This window comes from Burkholderia sp. F1 (genome assembly GCF_050813845.1).
GTDB lineage: Bacteria > Pseudomonadota > Gammaproteobacteria > Burkholderiales > Burkholderiaceae > Burkholderia > Burkholderia ubonensis.
In genome coordinates this window covers 2,930,486-2,948,519 of the sequence record NZ_CP172422.1, presented here as the reverse complement: position 1 = coordinate 2,948,519, position 18,034 = coordinate 2,930,486, and the positions used below count along the sequence as shown (strand labels likewise).

Sequence of the window (18,034 nt, the reverse complement as noted above, 5' to 3'; positions counted from 1 at the left end):
GGGGCTCGCGAGTGGTTCGGGCGCGCGGCGAGCCCCCTACCGGCTTAGCGGGAAGCGTGCCAGAATCGCCGTTCGGCCCGTTCATGGCGGACCGGCCGGGCTCCGGCGAACGGGGCCGCTATTTCGAGGAGACACAGATGACCGCAATGGCCGCCGTTTTCGGCATTCTGGTCGCGCTATGGCTCGGCGCGATGATTCCCGGGCCCAGTTTCGTGCTGGTCGCGCGCAATTCGATCGGCCTGTCGCGCCGCGACGGCCTCGCGACCGCGCTCGGCATGGGTGTGGGCGGCATCGTGTTCGGCGCGGTGGCGCTGGGCGGGCTCTATACGCTGCTGCAGACGGTCGAGTGGCTGTACGTCGCGCTCAAGGTCGCGGGCGGCGCGTACCTGATCTTCATGGCGTCGCGAATCTGGCGCGGCGCGGCTCGCCCGATCGCGGTCGCCGATCCGCTCGCGGCCCGCGTCGGCAACACGCGCAAGTCGTTCTGGACGGGTCTCACCACCCAGCTCAGCAATCCGAAGACGGCGATCTGGTACGCCAGCATCTTCGCCGCGCTGCTCCCGCAGCATCCGCCGCTGTGGGCCTACCTGGTACTGCCGCCGCTGGTGTTCGCCGTCGAGTGCGGCTGGTACACGATCGTCGCGCTGTGCTTCTCGACCCGCCGGCCGCGCGAGTGGTACCTGCGCGCGAAGAAATGGGTCGACCGCGTCGCGGCCGGCGCGATTTCGGCGCTCGGGCTGCGGCTGATCGTGACGGCGCCGCACGCGGGGCTTTGACGCGCCGCGGCGCTCAAGGCTTCGGGTATTTCTCCATCAGCGCGCGGAACCGCGCCTCGTCCGGGAAGGCCTTGACCTCGTAGCGCACCGGGCGATGCGCGGTGGCCGTCATCAGGTCGCCGCAGATGCGCAGCAGCTCGGCCATCGGCACGGTGGCGGACTGCCGTGTCTGCGGCCGGAACAGCATGACGCTGTCGGTGTCGGGCAGCAGCGAATGCACGCCTTCGGTCCACACGCTCATGCTGAACAATTCGCCGCTCGGCCGCCGGTATGCGCTGTACTGCGCGACGAACACGTCGAGCCCGTCGCGTGCGTGGACCTCGTCCATCAGGGCCTGCTGGTCGCGGTAGTCGCCGGCGAGCTCGCTGACCCACAGTTGCTGCAGCCGCGACGCGAACCCGTCCGGCACGAACCGCCGCCACGCCGCGCCGTCCCAGCGGAGCATCAGCGGCGGCAGCGGGCGCGGCTGCGCGAACGCACGTTCGGCCACCTGCAGCATCGTGTCGTACCCTGCCGGATTGCGATCGCCGGTGAGCAGCAGCACGCCCCGGTTCGGCGCCATGACGACCGGCTCGCCGGCGATCGGCTGCCGGTACAGCAGGTCGGTCAGCAGCAGCCGCGCCGCGTCGTAGTAGTCGCCGAACTGCGCCAGGAACACGCCGTTCTGCAACGCAAGCCACGGGCGGGACGACTCGGCGCGCAGGTTGTCGATCGCGATGTCGTAGGCCTCGTCGAACGTGACTCCCCATTCCTGCAGCTTGGTCGTCGTCAGCCGCGACACGCTGAATTCGCTGTCGTACGCGATGCCGATCTCGAGGTTCTCGCACAGCGGCCGGAACGCGAGCTCCGGGCGGGTTGCCATCTGCAGATGGATCTCGCCGCGCTCGGACGTGCTCCGGATCACCGGCCGCAGCTTCGCTTTCGCGTCCGCCAGGCGCGCCGGAATGGCGTGCCCGACCACTGCGCTCGCCTGGTGCTTCAGCGTCGCGTCCCGATCGGCCGGCTTCGCGCCGGCGTATTCCCGAAACAGGTTGTGCAGGTTGACGACGTTCGACGGTGCGTCCGGCTGCACGAGGCGGCCCCGCTCGCTTTCGTAGGTCCACGTACGCGTGTCGCCGGCTGCGCGCAGCGCGGCCATCAGCCGTTCGGCGAAGATCTGTTGGGTGGGCGGCTTGCGGAAGCGGTCGAGGAGGCGCGTGACGAAATCGGTGAGCATCGTGTGTGAGCGGGTCGGGTTCGCGTCCGTCGACGCGCACCGGCGAAGAAGTGGCGCGGGGCGGGCCCGCTGCCTAGGATATCGGCCGGCCGTGCGAATTTCTTGAAGGCCGGGGGCGGCCGATCGCGCTGCCGGCCTTGTCCGGCGGGCGTTCGCGCCGCCGCGACCCCTCCGGCGGCCGGCTCGCCGACCGCAATCCGGCGGCCGACCGGCCCGCGACGTGTAAACTGCTGCCTTTTTTGACGGTAGCAGCATGGTGCAAGCCCCCCAGCGCACGGCATTGAGCGGCCCGACGCTCGTTCGCCTGCTCGCGCGGCTGGCGGACGCCGACGTGCCCGAATCCCGGCAGACGCTCGCGGACCGGCTGAGCCAATGGCTCGGCTGGACGGACGCGATTTCGCTGTCCTCGGCGCTGAACGGCAGCCCGCCCGTGGTCGCGGCCGGCGGCGCGCGCCCGGCCGGCGGCGACGCGGAGCGCGAGTGCGCGCGCGTGCGCCACGCGCTGGCGCAGGCGATGATGGTCGCCCGCCCGGCCGGCGGGAGCCGCCGCTACGGCGCGCGGCCGGCGCCGCCGGCCGTCGAGACGGCCGACTATGCGGATTTCCGGCAGCGTTATCTGACCCTGCAGCAGGAGATGGAGACGGCGATCGGCAACCTGCGCGGCCGCCTGCGGGTTGCGCTGGCGGCGAGCACGCCCGGCATGGCGCGGCTCGCGACGCTCGACGCGATCATGGAGCGGGTGCTCGGCGCGCGCGAACGCAGCCTGCTGGCCACCGTGCCGGCGCTGCTCGGCGCGCACTTCGAGCGGCTGCGCGCGGCGGAGCAGCAGGCGCTTGCCGACGCGCAAGACCCGGAACCTCCGGACAACCCCGAGCATCCGGCCGTCACGCCCGGCGCATGGCTGGACGTGTTCCGCAAGGACATGCAGAGCGTACTGCTCGCCGAACTCGAAATCCGGTTTCAAACGGTGGATGGGCTGCTCGCGGCCCTTCGCGCCAGCTAAGAAGAAGTTATGTCCAGAATTCGTATTGATCTCGTTGTATTTTTGGCCGGCCTGGTCGCGGTGTGCTGGATCGGCGCCGGTTATGTCGCATCGAATCCGCCGGCGGCGGTCGTCACGCTGCTGATCGCCGCGTGCTATCTCGCGGGCGCGGTCGAGCTGCTGCGCTACCGCCAGGCGACCGCGACGCTCGCCGGCGCCGTCGATGGCCTGTCCGGGCCGCCGCCGGCGCTCGACGCGTGGCTCGACACGCTGCACCCGAGCCTGCGCGGCGCGGTGCGCGCGCGCATCGAGGGCGCCCGCGCGGCGCTGCCGGGGCCGTCGCTGACGCCGTACCTGGTCGGCCTGCTCGTGCTGCTGGGGATGCTCGGCACGCTGCTCGGGATGGTCGTGACGCTGAAGGGCACCGGGGCCGCGCTGGAAAGCGCGACCGATCTCGACGCGATCCGCGCGTCGCTGATCGCGCCGGTCAAGGGCCTCGGGTATGCGTTCGGCACGTCGATCGCCGGCGTGGCGACCTCGGCGATGCTCGGGCTGCTGTCCGCGCTGGTGCGCCGCGATCGGCTCGACGCGTCGCAACGGCTCGACGCGAAGATCGCGACGACGCTGCGGGTCCATTCGCACGCGCATCAGCGCGAGGCGTCGTTCCGGCTCCTGCAGAAGCAGGCCGACGTGATGCCGGCGCTGGTCGAGCGGCTGCAGACGATGATGACCGCGATCGACACGCGCAGCGCGGCGCTGCACGAACAGCAGATCGCGAGCCAGCAGGCGTTCTTCGACCGGACGGAGCAGGCTTATGCGCGGCTCGCGTCGTCGGTCGGCCAGTCGCTGCAGGACAGCGCGGCCGAGAGCGCGCGCGTGGCCGGCGCGGCGCTGCAGCCGGTGATGGAAGCGACGATGGCGGGGCTCGCGCGCGAAATGACCGTGCTGCGCGACGTCGTCACGCACGCGGTCGAGCGGCAGCTGGATGGCCTGTCGAGCGGCTTCGAGGCGACCACCGCCAACGTGACGGGCATCTGGAACCGTGCGCTTGACGATCATCGGCGCTCGAGCGAGGCCGCGGCCGGCCATCTGCATGCCGCGCTCGGACAGTTCACCGACACGTTCGCGCAGCGTTCGACCGATCTGCTCGACGGCGTCGCGACGCGCCTCGAAGCGACCGAGCAGCGCATGGCGGACGGCTGGCGGCACGCGCTCGCGCGGCAGGAGCAGGCCGGCGAGACGCTGGCCGGCCACAACGCGCGCGCGCTGGAGGCCGCCGCCGCGACGTTCGAGCAGCATTCGGCGTCGCTGCTGCGCACGATCGGCGAGTCGCACACGGGCCTGCAGGGCGAGCTCGCGTCGCGCGACGAACAGCGGCTGGCCGCGTGGCGCGAATCGCTCGCGGCGATGGCCGTCGCGATGCGCGACGACCTCGCGCAGACGAGCGCCAATCACGCGAGCCGTCAGCAGGCGATCTGCGACGCGCTCGCGCAAACGGCGACCGACATCGGCGCGCAGACCACGACGTTCGAACAGCATTCGGCGTCGCTGCTGAACACGATGCGCGACTCGCATGCGAACCTGCAAGCCGAACTGGCTTCGCGTGACGAACAGCGTCTCGCGGCATGGAGCGCATCGCTTGCGGAGATGGCGGCGAAGCTGAGCGACGAGTGGGCGCAGACGAGTGCGAACCACACGGGCCGTCAGCAGGCGATCTGCGACGCGTTGGCGCAAACGGCGACCGACATCGGCGCGCAGACCACGACGTTCGAACAGCATTCGGCGTCGCTGCTGAACACGATGCGCGACTCGCATGCGAACCTGCAAACCGAACTGGCGGCGCGCGACGAACAGCGTCTCGCGGCATGGAGCGCATCGCTTGCGGAGATGGCGGCGAAATTGAGCGACGAGTGGACGCAGACGAGCGCGAGCCACACGGGCCGCCAGCAGGCGATCTGCGACGCATTGGCGCAAACGGCGACCGACATCGGCACGCAGACCACGACGTTCGAGCAGCATTCGGCGTCGCTGCTGAACACGATGCGCGACTCGCACGCGAACCTGCAGACGGAACTGGCGTCGCGCGACGAACAGCGCCTCGCCGCATGGAACGCGTCGCTCGCGGCGATGGCCGCCGCGCTGCGCGACGAATGGGCGCAGACGAGCGCGCAGGCCGCGAGCCGCCAGCAGGACATTTGCGACACGCTGGCCCGCACCGCGAACGACATCACCGCGCAGGCGCAGGCCCACGCGAGCGACACGATCGCCGAGATCTCCCGGCTCGTGCAGGCCGCGTCGGAGGCGCCGAAGGCGGCCGCCGAGGTCGTCGCCGAGCTGCGCCAGCGCCTGTCCGACAGCATGGTGCGCGACACCGCGATGCTCGATGAGCGCAGCCGCCTGCTGGCCACGCTGGAGACGCTGCTCGACGCGGTCAATCACGCGTCGACCGAACAGCGCGGCGCGGTCGACGCGCTCGTGCGCACGTCGGCCGACCTGCTGGATCGCGTCGGCGCGCGCTTCAACGACACGGTCGATGCCGAAACCCGCAAGCTCGACGCGGTCGCCGCGCAGGTCACCGCGGGCGCCGTCGAGGTCGCGAGCCTCGGCGACGCGTTCGGGATGGCCGTGCAGGTGTTCGGCGAATCGAACGACAAGCTGCTGACCCATCTGCAGCGCATCGAGGCCGCGCTGGAGAAATCGCTCGCGCGCAGCGACGAGCAGCTCGAATACTACGTCGCGCAGGCGCGGGAAGTGATCGACCTGAGCATGATGTCGCAGAAGCAGATCGTCGAAGACCTGCAGCAGCTCGCCGGCCGGCGCGCGTCCGTCGGAGCGTAACGCATGCACGACGAAATCGACGGCGGCGCGCAATCGGCGCCGGTCTGGCCCGCCTTCGCCGACCTGATGTCGGTGCTGCTCGGCGCGTTCGTGCTGATCCTCGTCGGCGTGATCGGCATGCAGCTGCAGCTCACCTCGAAGCTCGAGGAGGCGATCAAGCAGCGCCAGCAGGAAGCGCAGCAGCGCAAGACGCTCGAACAGGCGCTCGCGGGGCCGCTCGCGGCCGGCCGCGTGACGCTCGTGAACGGACGCATCGGCATCGCCGGCAACGTGCTGTTCGCGCTGAACTCGGACCAGTTGCAGCCTGAAGGGAAGGACCTGCTGAAAACGCTGGCCGGCCCGCTGTCCGCGTATCTGAAGACGCGCGACGAGATCCTGATGATCAGCGGCTTCGCCGACGATCAGCAGGTGCACGCCGGCAACCGCCTGTTCGCGGACAACTGGGAGCTGTCGGCGAAGCGCGCGCTGACCGTGACGCGCGCGTTCATCGACGCGGGCGTGCCCGCGTCGTCGGTGTTCGCGGCCGCGTTCGGCTCCGAGCAGCCGGTCAGCTCGAACGCGGACGACGCCGGGCGCGCGAAGAACCGCCGCGTCGAGATCGCGCCGGTGCCGCGCAAGTCGGCGTCGAACGGTGGCCGCCGTGAACCGTGACGCGACGCGCGCCCGCGCGCTGCTCGATGCGTGGCGCGCATCCGGCGCCGATCGGCTGGACCCCGTGCGCTTTCATCGGATCGATGCGCTGGAGCGGCGCGCGGCCGGCCAGGACGGTGATGCGCGACGCTTGCTGGACGCGCGGCTCGAGGCGCTGCTGACCGGTTATGCCGATGACGTCGAGCGCGCCGACGCGCGCGCGGACGAAGAAGCCTGCGACGTAGAGCAGGCAAAGCGGAAGAGCAGCGCGCTTGCGGGGCTGGTGACGCACATCGCGCGCGATGCGCAGGCGGACCGGGCCGGGATCGACCCGGCGCTGATCGAGTACTTCAGGGAAACCTGGTCGAAGGTCCGCACCGAGAAGCAGTATCGCCAGGCGCTCGACCAGGTGCCGCGCAATGCCGGCCCGCTCAATTCGAGCAGCCTCGTGCACCGGTCGCTGTCGCTGATGCGCGACCTGTCGCCCGGATATCTGCAGCAATTCCTGTCGTATGTGGACGCGCTGGCGTGGCTCGAAGACCTCGCCGGCGGCGGTGTGCAGGCGGAGAAGGAAGCGCCGCGCGCGAAGGGCGTGAAGAAGGGCGCGCGGGGCAAGGCGCGATAGCGCGCGGCGCCGCGCGTCAGACGTCCGAGCGCTTCAGCCGCATCGAGACCGAGAACCGCTCGGCGGGGTGCACGCTCACCGACACCTCGAACGCGGTGCCGGTCGAATCGAGGTAACGCCGCACGATCTCGAGCGCCGCGCTTCCCGCTTCCACCTGAAGCCGTTCGGCCAGGTCCGCCGACAGGTTCACCGCCCGCACGTCCTGCTGGATTTCCGCGACGCAGCGGCCGTAGCGCGCCTCGATCAGCGTGCTGATCAGCGTGCCGGGTTCGTTGCGGACCGTCTCGGCCACTTCGGCATAGGCGGGATCGATGTAGACGTCGGTCCAGCCGACCGGCGGGCGCGTCCGGTCGCGCGCGACGCGCAGGCTCGAAATGCGCAGCCACTGCGTGCCCGCTTCGCAATCGAGCAGCTTGCCGAGGGCTCCCGACACCGCGACCGCCTCGATCGACTGCACGACGCGCAAATGCTCGGTGCCGAACTGGACGAGATCGTCCACCGACGCGAGCGACGGCCGGAAATCGTTGGTCGGGTGCGTCGATTCGACCCGCGTCCCCGCGTTCTTGCGGCGCGACACCAATCCCAACTGCTGAAGCTCATGCAATGCCGCGCGAATCGTATGCCGGCTGGTGCGGTACCGGTCGCGCAATTCGAGCTCGGTCGGCAGGTACGAGCCGACCGGGAAGCGGCCTTCCGCGATTCCTTCGGTCAGGTTGCGCGCGATCTCGGCGAAATGGGGTCTGTTCATTGTCGATGGGGAAACGGTGCTGCCCGCGGCGTGCCTGCCGCAGTTCAGGGTAAATCATAGCTTGAACCATATGTCCGGACATAATAATTTAAATATGTCCGGACATATGTCGCGCCACCGACGCTTCGCCGGTCCGGTCCTTTCGTTCATTCCCGCATTCCCCGAGGTCGCCAAAGTGAGCCGCACCATTCCTGTTTCCAGCACGGTCGTCGATTCCATCCTGTTCCGCGACGCGTTCGGCACCGCAAAGATGCGCGCGCTGTTTTCGGACCACGCGCTGGTGCAGCGCTACATCGACGTCGAAGTCGCGCTGGCGAAGGCCGAGGCGCGCGTCGGCGTGATTCCCGCCGACGCCGCCGACGTGATCGCGCGCGAGTCGTCGATCGAGCGCATCGATTTCGACCACATGCGCGAGGAGACCGACGTCGTCGGCTATCCGATCCTGCCGCTCGTGCACCAGCTCGTCGCGATGTGTGGCGATGCGGGCCGCTACGTGCACTGGGGCGCGACGACGCAGGACATCATGGATACGGCCGTCGCGCTGCAGGTGCGCGATGCGCTCGACTCGATCGACGGCGACCTTCGCGAGCTGCGCGGCATCCTGGCCGACCTCGCGCACAAGCATCGCGACACGGCGATGGCGGGGCGCACGCACCTGCAGCAGGCGCTGCCCGTCACGTTCGGCTACAAGGCCGCGATCTGGCTCGGGATGTTCGACCGGCACCAGCAGCGGCTCGCCGACATGCGCGCGCGCGTCGCGGTGGTGGAATTCGCGGGCGCCGCCGGCACGCTGGCATCGCTCGGCGACCGGGGCTTCGACGTGCAGCGGGCGCTGGCCGAGGAGCTGAAGCTCGGCGTGCCGGCGACCACGTGGCACGTTGCCCGCGACGGATTCGCCGAGGCCGTGAACCTGCTCGCGCTGATCACGGGCTCGCTCGGCAAGATCGCGATCGACATCATGATCATGGCGTCGAACGAATTCGCCGAAGTGTACGAGCCGTTCGTCAAGGGGCGCGGCGCGAGCAGCACGATGCCGCAGAAGCGCAATCCGATCTCCAGCGAACTGATGCTCGCGGCCGCGAAGGCCGTGCGTCAGCACGCGGGCCTGATGGTCGACGCGATGATCCAGGATTTCGAGCGCGCGACGGGGCCGTGGCACGCGGAATGGATCGCGATTCCCGAGAGCTTCATCCTGACCTCGGGCGCGCTGCACCAGGCGAAGTTCGCGCTCGGCGGGTTGATCGTCGATGCGGCGCGCATGAAGCACAACCTCGGCATCAGCAAGGGGCTCATCGTCGCCGAGGCCGCGATGATGCACCTCGCGCCGTTCACCGGCCGCCAGCAGGCGCACGACCTCGTATATGACGCGTGCCGCGCGGTCAACGAAACCGGCGGCACGCTCGCCGATGCGCTCGCGGCGCTGCCCGAGGTCACGCGCCATTTCGATCGCGCCGCGATCGACCGGATGACGGACCCGGCGAACTATCTGGGCCTCGCCCCGCAGATGGTCGACCGGGCCATCGAACTGTCGCGCGCGATCTGAGCGGGCGCATGGAGGAGACACGCATCATGAGCACCCCGAAGACATCCGCCGGCGCCGCCGCCGCGCCGCAGCCGAAGCGGCCCTGGTACCGGAAACTCGGCATGCAGGTCCTGGTGTCGCTCGTGCTCGGCATTGCCGCCGGGCTGATCTTTCCGACGCTCGGCGCGCAGCTCAAGCTGCTCGGCGACATCTTTCTCGCGCTGGTCAAGGCCGGCGTCGCGCCGCTGGTGTTCCTGACCATCGTGCACGGCATCGCGTCGGCGGGGGACGTGAGGAGCGCGGGCCGGGTCGGCTGGCGTTCGATCGTCTACTTCGAGGTCGTGTCGACGATCGCGCTCGCGGTCGGGCTGCTTGCCGGCAACCTGCTCGGCGCCGGCAAGGGGATGACGGCCGTGCCGGCGGGCGCGATGCCGGCCGCCGCGGCGAAGGCCGCGCCGCAGGGGTTCCATGAATTCGTGATGCACCTCGTGCCGGACAACTTCATCGGCGCGTTCGCGAAGGGCGAGCTGCTGCAGGTCGTCGTGCTCGCGGTGATGGTCGGCATCGGCATTCTCGCGATTCCGGAAGGGCGGCGCGCGCGGATCAACGACGGGCTCGACCAGATCTCCGAGGTGCTGTTCTCGTTCATCAACCTCGTGATGAAGCTCGCGCCGGTCGGTACCTTCGGCGCGGTCGCGTTCGCGGTCGGCAGCAACGGCACCGCCGTGCTGATCGCGCTCGCGCAGCTCGTGCTGGGCTTCTATGCGGTCGTCGTGCTGTTCGTCGTCGTCGTGATGGGCGTGATTGCGAAGCTCGCGGGCTTCAGCATGCTGCGGTTCATGCGCTACATCAAGGACGAGATCCTGATCGTGCTCGGCACCGCGTCGTCGGAGAGCGCGCTGCCGCGGCTCCTGATCAAGCTCGAGCGGCTCGGCTGCGCGAAGCAGACGGTGGGGCTCGTGCTGCCGACCGGCTATGCGTTCAATCTCGACGGCACGTCGATCTTCATGGCGATGGGCGTGATGTTCATCGCGCACGCGTACAACGTGCCGCTCACGTTCGAGCACCAGCTCGGCATCCTGCTGCTGATGCTGCTGACGTCGAAGGGCGCGGCTACCGTGTCGGGCGGATCGTTCGTCGTGTTCGCCGCGACCGTCACGTCGACGGGCATGCTGCCGGTGGAAGGGCTCGCGGTGATCTTCGGCGTCTATCGCTTCATGTCGATGGCGATCGCGACCTGCAACACGATCGGCAACAGCCTCGCGACCGTCGTGGTCGCGAAGTGGTCGGGCACGTTCGATACCGAACGGGCGCAGCGGCATCTTTATCCCGAGCGCTATCCGGAGATTGCGCGCGCGGATGCGGAACTCGCCGACGGCAACCTGCTGCCGGAAGACACGAACGACGCGAATGCGCATCCGCACGGCGTTCCGCTGGAGCGGGCGCGCGCCGCGCGTTGAGCGTGGCTGGCGGGACGGGCGTCCGGCGTGCGCGTTTCAGGGTTCGCCATCGGCCGCCTGCAGGATCGCCGCGCGGAATGCGTGCAACGCGCGCGCCAGCGCGTCGGCGAACGGCGGGTGCGCGGCGATGCCCGCCGCGTCGAGCCGGCTGCCGAGGATCGGGAGCGCGATCGAGGCTTCGTCCACGACGCGAGCGGACATCACCGACAGCGTTTCCTTCAGCGCCGCGTCGGCGTGCGTCGCGCGCGGCGACGCATTGAGCACCGCCACCGGCTTGTGCACGAACGCTTCGCACCCGACCACCCAGTCCAGCGCGTTCTTCATCACGCCGGTCACGCCGTGTGCGTACTCCGGACTGGCGATCAGCACCCCGTCGGCCGCGTTCAACCGGTCGATGAAGTCGCGAACCGGTTCGGGCGCCGGGTGCTCGACGTCGGGATTGAAGAGCGGGAACTGTCCGAGACGCCGGAACGTGGCGACGTGCATGTCCGGCGGCGCAACGGCGGCCGCGGCGTCGAGCAGCGCCGCGTTGAAGGAGCACGCGCGGAGGCTGCCGCACAGTGCGACGATCTCCATGCGCCGGGAGGTTGAGGTTCGAGGTTCGATAGGCATCGATGAGCGCCGGGAGGGCGACGAAGGGAGGCAGTGTTGTGTGGAAACCCGGCGGATTATCGCATCGGGGCGGCGCAGGGATGACTGCCGGAGCACCGGGCCATCATTTCCGGTTTATCGATAAATCGAGGGTGAGCCGTCGGATTGGATCGAGGCAATTTCGAAAGCGCGATGTCATGGGTCGGTAAATATGACTTTGCTGCTGGCGGCATTCTGATTTCGATCGGTATTTATTTGCCGATTGATTGAGCCATGATGCCGACGATATCCCGGATCCGGTTCCCCGAACCGGGTTCGATTGGCTTGCGAATCTCCGCGGCGATTTAAAAGAACGTCAAATGCCGGCGGATGCTCATGAATTCCCTTTCGAATTGTTATATTTGGCGACGCGTTCGGCTGCTGAGAGACTGTGACAAACGGGCGCATCGCGGGTCAGGCATTCGCCCCGCCCGATAACAAAGAGGTTAATCATGAGTTTCGCGGAAAACAGGGGCGCGGCTGGCGTCGTGTTCGTGTTGCACGATTCGAGCCGCACGCTGTATGTCCTGACGGGCATGGCGGAACTGTATCGGCACGATGTGAGCGAGATGTTCGGCGCCGCTGCGGTGCTTTTGACCCTGGTCGAGCCACGCTTGTTTTGGACAAACAAAGGGGCGCGTGCCCGCTTTCAGGTCTGAAGCCTGAAATTGAACCGGACGTGGCATGCCTCTGCTGTTGTTGAAAAATTTCGATCGCGTGCGCGAAGTGCTCCAGTACGCGACAGACCACGGCCCGAAGGCTTTGGTCGCTCACGACCCGGCGCGCCAGTCGGATCGCGGTTATTTCACGGTTGTGGACGGGCACTACTACGGCGTCTTTGCGACCCATGCGGGACCGGTGGCGTTTCGCGACGCACAGCAATGGATGCTGTGTGAAAACCAGGTACTGACGAAAATGAAGTTGTTACCCGACGGCCGGAAACGATTCGTGATGACGATACGGAACGAGCGCGTGCTGGATGTCGTATATCAACCATCCGGCATCGTCGTCGACAACTGGTCCGACGATGAATGCATCGGCGACTTCTTCGCGTGGCTGCACGACGGAATCTCGAGTGGGGCGCTGGGCCGGTTTGTCTCGTTTTACACGCTGTCAGCGTGAAGTCGCGAACGTTGCTGCATACTCCAATCGAATCCTGCGGAGCCTGCCCGAATGAACGTGACGCATCCGGAAGCACTGCGGGTGTCTTTCCGCAAGCGTATCGGCTTCGGTTTGAAACGCACGACAGTCATGGCCCGATCTACTGACATGGCACATGTATCTCGCACCGCATGCGGTATCCGACGCGTGCTTCCGGCATTGGGTCTGGCAATTTCGCTTGCTACATTGATTCCGACGCTCGCGAACGGCACGCAGCAGTTGGTCACACCCCAACCCGCAATGACCGTATGGCAAACGATCGACGCACTGGTCCGCCAGCTTCCGTTGTCACAAGCCTCGGTGGAGTCCACTCTCGGCACACGTCTGAGCGAGAACAAGCGCGATGACTACATCGTGCTCCTGGGGAGCGATCGTCCCGTCCAGCTTGCCGGCGGCGCCTGCATCACGGAAGTCGACCTGCGGTTCAGCGTGAAGCGGCGCTTTCCGGGCTTTCTCGTGCTGAGCCTCGATGGAAGCTGCATCGGTATCGATGCCGTGCGCGCTCATTACGGCGAGATTCCGATCACGGACGTCCCTCATGGACACTCGTTCGACGAGGAGACCGTGCATTCCGCGCGCTTGTCGTGGGGCACGTTGTCGTTCGGCTTCAAGGAGCGCAACCCCGATTGTCTGGCCACGGTTGTGCTTGCCCCCGGCAAGATGGATTGAGGGTCCGGCGCGTCGACGTTCGGCGGCACGCGAACCGGCCACTCCGGCCAGCGCGCCGATGCGCGAGATGCGCGATCGCGTGCCATGGCCGGCCCGTCGGTCATGTCGACCACCTCCGCAAATTCTCCCATCGTCCATCCCGTCCCAAGCAACAGCCGCCGCGTATGCAGCGCATCGTGCACATCGTCAGACACGCACTCCCCGAGATAACGCAGTTCCCGCCCCTCGACATCGACGAACGCGTGCCGGTAATCCCGCGCGAGCATCGTCCACAGCCGCGCCGCGCCAACCGACTGCCGCGCGCCGCTGATCAGGCACAGCCCGGCGTCGAGCCCCCACCGATACAGCGTGGTCGCCAGCCCCTTGCGCTGGAACGAAGCACGAAATTTGGAATGCGGCGCCCGCAGATAGCGATCCGCGCGACGGGGAATTTCGGGCAACCGGTTGAACACCGTATACCCGGCGAGCTGCCGGGTCGCCGGATCTTCGACGTAGAGAAAATACTCGCCGTCCGCCTCACGATGGCGGACGATCAGGTCCGACGCGCCGAGTGCGACGGCCGGCAGGCCGTGCAGGCGGTGGCCCGGTTGATGGAGGCGAGCGTGGAGCGTATCCAGCTCATCGTCGATGGTGTTCTGGCAATGCTGTACGTCGATGCGCATGGCAAAGGGAGATCGTGTCGAGCGTGTCGAATGAATGGGTCATGGCGATGGAAAACGGATGAGGCGGCCCCGCGGCTCGGCAAGCGAGCCGGGGCCGCCAATCAGCTGGGGATGTGCTGGAAACCGGCGGCGATCGCGGCGAGGCCCGCGACGCAAAGAGCAATCAGGATCAGGACTTTGTGCATCACGCCTCTTTCCTCATGAATGCGCGGCGCCGGCGGGCGGCGTCGCGGAGACGGTGAACGGCGGACCGGAGCCCGCGCGGCCGTCGCGCGGGGCGACGGTCGGAATGTCCGAACGATGCGAGCGGCGCAAGCACCCGGGCGAGCCGACACGCATGCGGACGGCCCGCACCATACGCGGCCATCGCGCATCCGGCAATCCCGCTGTCGGTAAAAGGCGTCAATTGAGCGTGTTTCGCGACAATTGGCCGCAAGCTAGCCGTTTTTGAGATGACTTTGGCGCGCAATGCGCGTGCGTTTCGGTCGTCCGGCGGCAAATCAACCCGTCTGCCGCGGCCCGAACACGCGCCGGAATTGCGCAAACACCCCGTGCTCGGCGATCCACGCCGCATACGCGCGATAGTCCGGATCGCGCATCAGGTGACGCTCCTCGGTCTTCGCGCGCAGGAAGTAGATCAGGTTGACCGCGACGAGCGCCGCGCAATGCGCGAGCGCGACCTGCCAGCCGAGCGGCTCGACGAACGGCACCGAGATCATCCAGTACGACAGGTTCTTCGCGATGTAGGCCGGATGCTTCGTGAAGCGGTACGGGCCGGACGTAATGATTCCGCGGTTGGTCAGGTTCGAGAAGCGCAGGCCGAACGAGATCGTCGACAGCGCGTAGCACAGCAGCAGCGCGATGATCGTCACGCCCCAGACCACACGGATCGCCGGCGCGGAGAGCAGCCAGTTGTCCCAGAACATCGAGCCTTCGTAGCGGATGTAGTTGTTCGAGATCAGCGACCAGAACGGCTGGTAGCAGATCAGCGCGGCGAGCCAGCCGAGCGTCGTCGGCTCGACGGTGCGCACGTGGCTGTCGAGGAGGCGGAACGTGCACAGGTAGCCGACGGTGCCGAACATCAGGTCCATCGTGAACGACAGGTCGTACATGAACACGAACAGCGCGAGCGACATCGGCGCATGCATCGCGTTCGCGAGCGACGCGCTCAGGTGGTCGGCGTCCTTCGACAGGTAGACGGTCATCAGCGGCAGGAAGAACGCCTTGACCATCCACCCGGCGAGCATCTCGCGCACCGGCTGCCAGCTTGCGGGCTGCTCGCCGCGGAACAGGAAGCGCCCCCACAGCAGGTAGGCGTCGTCGGTCTCGCGCTGATGGCGGTCCATCCACCCGAAATAAACCGGCGCGGCGACGATCACGTACGGCGCGAGCGCGCGCAGCAGCGACCAGAACGGCTGGTAGAACGCGCCGTGATACTCGGGCAGCAGCCAGTACAGCATGCCGATGCCCGCGTAGACCGACGCGAGCGCGCCGAGCCGCACCGCGACGCGGGCGACGCCGAGGGGCCGCACGGCCTGCCGCGACAGGCCGGCGCTCGGCCGCAGGTAGACGCGCGAGATGAAGAGTTCGTGCAGCGCGATCGTGCCGATGATCGCGAGACTGGCGATGACCGCGCGCGTGGCGCCGTCGAGGGCGGGCCGGTCGCGCGTGATCCACAGCGCGAAGAGGCCGGCCGTGATGCCGAGCAGGCCGGCGCGCAACGGGGTGGCGGAGCGGGGCGGCCGGTCTTGGACGGCGGAGATGCCTTCGAGCGTCGAGTTCATCTGATCCTCGTATGGATGAGGCCGACGCCGCAACGTGGGCGGCGCTGGCGGGCGGCCGGGCTTTGGAATGTTGTGTGCCCGGCCGCCTGGCGCTGCGGGTCGATTACTTCGGTACAGCGCCGCCGAGCAGGCCGCCGACCAGGTTCGTCACCGGCGCGAGCAGGTTGGTCGCCCCGGACGTGCCGCCGCTCGAACTGCTCAGGCCGCCCGCCGCGGTGCTGGTGCCGCTGCCGCCCGGGGTCGTCATCGTCGTGATCACGCCGCCCGGACTCGACGTGACGCCGGCGCCGGTGGTGCCGGCCGGCGACGTCAGCGAACCGGCGAGCGTGCCGACCGGACCGTTCGTCAGCGCGCCGGTCAGGTTGCCGGTCACCCCGCCGCCCGGCGCGGTGACCGTGCCGGTGAGGCTCGCGCCGAGCGGCGTCAGCGAATTGACGAGGTTCGTGACAGGCGCAAGCAGGCCGCCGGCGCCGGCGCCGGTGCCGCTGCTGCTGCCGACCGAACCGAGCAGGCTGGTCACCGGTGCGAGGGGACCGCTTGCGCCGGCGCCGCTCGTTCCGCCGCCGGTGCCACTTGTCCCGCCGATGGAACCGAGCGACCCAAGCAGGTTCGTCACGGGGGCGAGCGGGCCGCTGCCGCTGGTCCCGCTCGAGCCACTCGAGCCGCCGCTGCCGCCCAGCGACCCGAGCAGGCCCGTGATCGGCGCGAGGGGGCTGCTGCTGGTTCCGCTCGTGCCGCCCGAACCGCTGCCGGAGCTGCCCGTACTGCCGCCGAGCACGCCGCCGACGCTCGTGACCGTATTGCCGAGCTGCGTTACGACGTTGCCGAGATCGGTGCCGGCCGGGTTGGTCGTCGCGCCGCCGATCTGCGAGCCGGCCGTGCCGAGGCCGTTGCCGATCGTGGTCAGCAGGTTGCCGACCGGCGTGCCGAGGCCGGTCGTGGCGCCGACGTTCTGCGTGGTGCCGGGCGACTGGACGCCGCCGGTCAGTGTGTTCGTGATCGGGTTGATGAGGCTGCCGACCTGGGTTTCGAGCTGCTGGATCGGCGTGGTATTCAGCGTGGTATTGAGGCCGGACGCTGCGGTGTTGATTGCGCTGCCGACCGTGTTGACGAGGCCGCCGACGGTCGTCGTGACCGGCGCGAGCGGCGACAGCGGGCCGGTGCCGAGGCTCGTCACCGCGTTGCCGACGTTGTTGACGGCTGCGCTGGCGCCGCTCAGCAGGCCGGTCGTCGACGTCAGCGTCGGGCCGAGCGGATTCGCCGACACGCCGATCGAACCGAGGCCGGCCGCGACGCCGTTGCCGAGCGACTGGACGCCGTTGCCGAGGCTCGTGACCGCATTGCCGACACTGGTGGCAGCCGGATTGTTCGACACGCTGCCCGCTTGCGTACCGCCGTTCGCGACGGTCGTGCCGAGCGACGTGACGAGGTTGCCGGTCTGCTGGAAGATGCTGCCGAGCGGGGTGGAGCCTGAGGTGCCCGAAGATGTACCGGAGGACGTGCCGGAAGACGTGCCCGAAGACGTGCCGGAAGACGTACCGGAAGACGTACCGGAAGACGTACCGGAAGACGTACCGGAAGACGTACCGGAAGACGTGCCGGAAGACGTACCGGAAGACGTACCGGAAGACGTGCCGGAAGACGTACCGGAGGACGTGCCCGAAGACGTGCCTGAAGACGTGCCTGAAGACGTGCCCGAAGACGTGCCTGAAGACGTGCCCGAAGACGTGCCTGAAGACGTGCCTGAAGACGTGCCTGAAGACGTGCCCGAAGACGTACCCGAAGACGTACCCGAGGACGTGCCCGAAGACCCCGAACTACCCCCCGACGTCCCTGAGCTTCCCGAACTGCCGGAGGTCCCGGACGCCCCTGAACTCCCCGACGTGCTCGGCTTCAGCGAGGTAGGCATGGTCGGTCCGTCGATCGATCCACATCCATACAGCGCGAGCAGCGACGAGATGGCGAGCGAGAGCGTCGTTCTTGTGAAGTATTTCTGCATGTTGGCCTCAACAATTGGTGTTTGTCCCGGCCAGAACTGCAATTTCCGCGCCATCTGAGCTTGCGCGGTGGGGGGCGGATTTTTCTTGCGGGATGTCCGACGTTTGAGGCTTTTTGTTCTGAGTAATGGCGTTTTCGCGGAGCGTTGGTGCGATGGGCTGCGCGATGTTCCCGCAAGGCGCCGTAACGCGCGTGGAAACGTTACGTAGCGTCGGCGTCCGGCGACGCGTGCGCGTTGACAAGCTTACCGGCGCGGCGGTTCGGCCGACCGAGGCCCGCGTCTTTGACGAAACGCCCGCGCCTCGCGAACATGACGCGATCGCGCCGCCTTGC

Annotated in this window: 16 protein-coding genes; 10 read left to right on the top strand and 6 right to left on the bottom strand. The window is 68.2% G+C overall.

The genetic code is table 11. The features are described from left to right. The first annotated feature begins 137 nt into the window (after window positions 1–137). The gene (locus tag ACFIMZ_RS31730) at window positions 138–776 is read left to right on the top strand and encodes a LysE family translocator (protein ID WP_431823390.1); all 639 of its coding nucleotides are present in this window, start codon (window positions 138–140) and stop codon (window positions 774–776) included. A 13-nt stretch (window positions 777–789) separates the two neighbouring features. Here ACFIMZ_RS31730 and ACFIMZ_RS31725 read toward each other — a convergent pair whose 3' ends face one another. Next, on the bottom strand, window positions 790–1,992 hold the full coding sequence (locus tag ACFIMZ_RS31725; protein WP_431823389.1) for a DUF1444 family protein: 1,203 nt from the start codon (window positions 1,990–1,992) through the stop codon (window positions 790–792). 253 nt (window positions 1,993–2,245) lie between these two features. Here ACFIMZ_RS31725 and ACFIMZ_RS31720 point away from each other — a divergent pair, with 253 nt between their 5' ends. The 4 genes from ACFIMZ_RS31720 to ACFIMZ_RS31705 are packed head-to-tail and all read left to right on the top strand — an operon-like array spanning window position 2,246 to window position 7,067. Continuing rightward, window positions 2,246–2,995 carry a DUF3348 domain-containing protein gene (locus tag ACFIMZ_RS31720; RefSeq protein WP_431823388.1) on the top strand — a complete coding sequence of 250 codons (750 nt, stop codon included), beginning with the start codon at window positions 2,246–2,248 and terminating at the stop codon, window positions 2,993–2,995. A 9-nt stretch (window positions 2,996–3,004) separates the two neighbouring features. Further along, window positions 3,005–5,812 carry a DUF802 domain-containing protein gene (locus tag ACFIMZ_RS31715; RefSeq protein WP_431823387.1) on the top strand — a complete coding sequence of 936 codons (2,808 nt, stop codon included), beginning with the start codon at window positions 3,005–3,007 and terminating at the stop codon, window positions 5,810–5,812. Between the two features lie 3 nt (window positions 5,813–5,815). Then, window positions 5,816–6,463, top strand: coding sequence for an OmpA family protein (locus tag ACFIMZ_RS31710; RefSeq protein WP_431823386.1), 648 nt, complete (start codon window positions 5,816–5,818; stop codon window positions 6,461–6,463). Continuing rightward, on the top strand, window positions 6,453–7,067 hold the full coding sequence (locus ACFIMZ_RS31705) for a DUF2894 domain-containing protein (protein WP_431823385.1): 615 nt from the start codon (window positions 6,453–6,455) through the stop codon (window positions 7,065–7,067). Before ACFIMZ_RS31710 ends, ACFIMZ_RS31705 begins: the two co-directional genes overlap by 11 nt. Before the next feature lie 16 nt (window positions 7,068–7,083). Here ACFIMZ_RS31705 and ACFIMZ_RS31700 read toward each other — a convergent pair whose 3' ends face one another. After that, complete coding sequence (locus ACFIMZ_RS31700) at window positions 7,084–7,815, bottom strand: GntR family transcriptional regulator (RefSeq protein ID WP_431823384.1); 732 nt, start codon at window positions 7,813–7,815, stop codon at window positions 7,084–7,086. A 250-nt stretch (window positions 7,816–8,065) separates the two neighbouring features. On the opposite strand from ACFIMZ_RS31700, the gene ACFIMZ_RS31695 reads away from it, so the two are divergent. After that, a complete protein-coding gene (locus tag ACFIMZ_RS31695; protein ID WP_431825415.1) occupies window positions 8,066–9,358 on the top strand; it encodes a class-II fumarase/aspartase family protein in 1,293 nt (430 codons plus the stop codon). Between the two features lie 26 nt (window positions 9,359–9,384). After that, the gene (locus tag ACFIMZ_RS31690) at window positions 9,385–10,797 is read left to right on the top strand and encodes a cation:dicarboxylate symporter family transporter (RefSeq protein WP_431823383.1); all 1,413 of its coding nucleotides are present in this window, start codon (window positions 9,385–9,387) and stop codon (window positions 10,795–10,797) included. 36 nt (window positions 10,798–10,833) lie between these two features. On the opposite strand, the gene ACFIMZ_RS31685 is transcribed toward ACFIMZ_RS31690, so the two are convergent. After that, window positions 10,834–11,409, bottom strand: coding sequence for an NADPH-dependent FMN reductase (locus ACFIMZ_RS31685; protein ID WP_431823382.1), 576 nt, complete (start codon window positions 11,407–11,409; stop codon window positions 10,834–10,836). A gap of 470 nt (window positions 11,410–11,879) precedes the next feature. Between ACFIMZ_RS31685 and ACFIMZ_RS31680 the strand changes: the two genes are divergently transcribed. Continuing rightward, a complete protein-coding gene (locus tag ACFIMZ_RS31680) occupies window positions 11,880–12,086 on the top strand; it encodes a hypothetical protein (protein WP_431823381.1) in 207 nt (68 codons plus the stop codon). A gap of 25 nt (window positions 12,087–12,111) precedes the next feature. Further along, a complete protein-coding gene (locus tag ACFIMZ_RS31675) occupies window positions 12,112–12,549 on the top strand; it encodes a hypothetical protein (protein WP_431823380.1) in 438 nt (145 codons plus the stop codon). 575 nt (window positions 12,550–13,124) lie between these two features. Here ACFIMZ_RS31675 and ACFIMZ_RS31670 read toward each other — a convergent pair. The 3 genes from ACFIMZ_RS31670 to ACFIMZ_RS31660 all read right to left on the bottom strand — a co-directional run bounded on the left by ACFIMZ_RS31670 (window position 13,125) and on the right by ACFIMZ_RS31660 (window position 17,078). Beyond that, window positions 13,125–13,919: a histone acetyltransferase gene (locus tag ACFIMZ_RS31670; protein ID WP_431823379.1), complete on the bottom strand. Its 795-nt coding sequence runs from the start codon at window positions 13,917–13,919 to the stop codon at window positions 13,125–13,127. A 500-nt stretch (window positions 13,920–14,419) separates the two neighbouring features. Beyond that, on the bottom strand, window positions 14,420–15,703 hold the full coding sequence (locus tag ACFIMZ_RS31665) for an isoprenylcysteine carboxylmethyltransferase family protein (RefSeq protein WP_431823378.1): 1,284 nt from the start codon (window positions 15,701–15,703) through the stop codon (window positions 14,420–14,422). A gap of 103 nt (window positions 15,704–15,806) precedes the next feature. Then, a complete protein-coding gene (locus ACFIMZ_RS31660; protein ID WP_431823377.1) occupies window positions 15,807–17,078 on the bottom strand; it encodes a collagen-like triple helix repeat-containing protein in 1,272 nt (423 codons plus the stop codon). Between ACFIMZ_RS31660 and ACFIMZ_RS31655 the strand changes: the two genes are divergently transcribed. Beyond that, on the top strand, window positions 17,035–17,760 hold the full coding sequence (locus tag ACFIMZ_RS31655) for a hypothetical protein (RefSeq protein ID WP_431823376.1): 726 nt from the start codon (window positions 17,035–17,037) through the stop codon (window positions 17,758–17,760). The two genes, ACFIMZ_RS31660 and ACFIMZ_RS31655, sit on opposite strands and share 44 nt — an antisense overlap. Window positions 17,761–18,034: the final 274 nt, after the last annotated feature.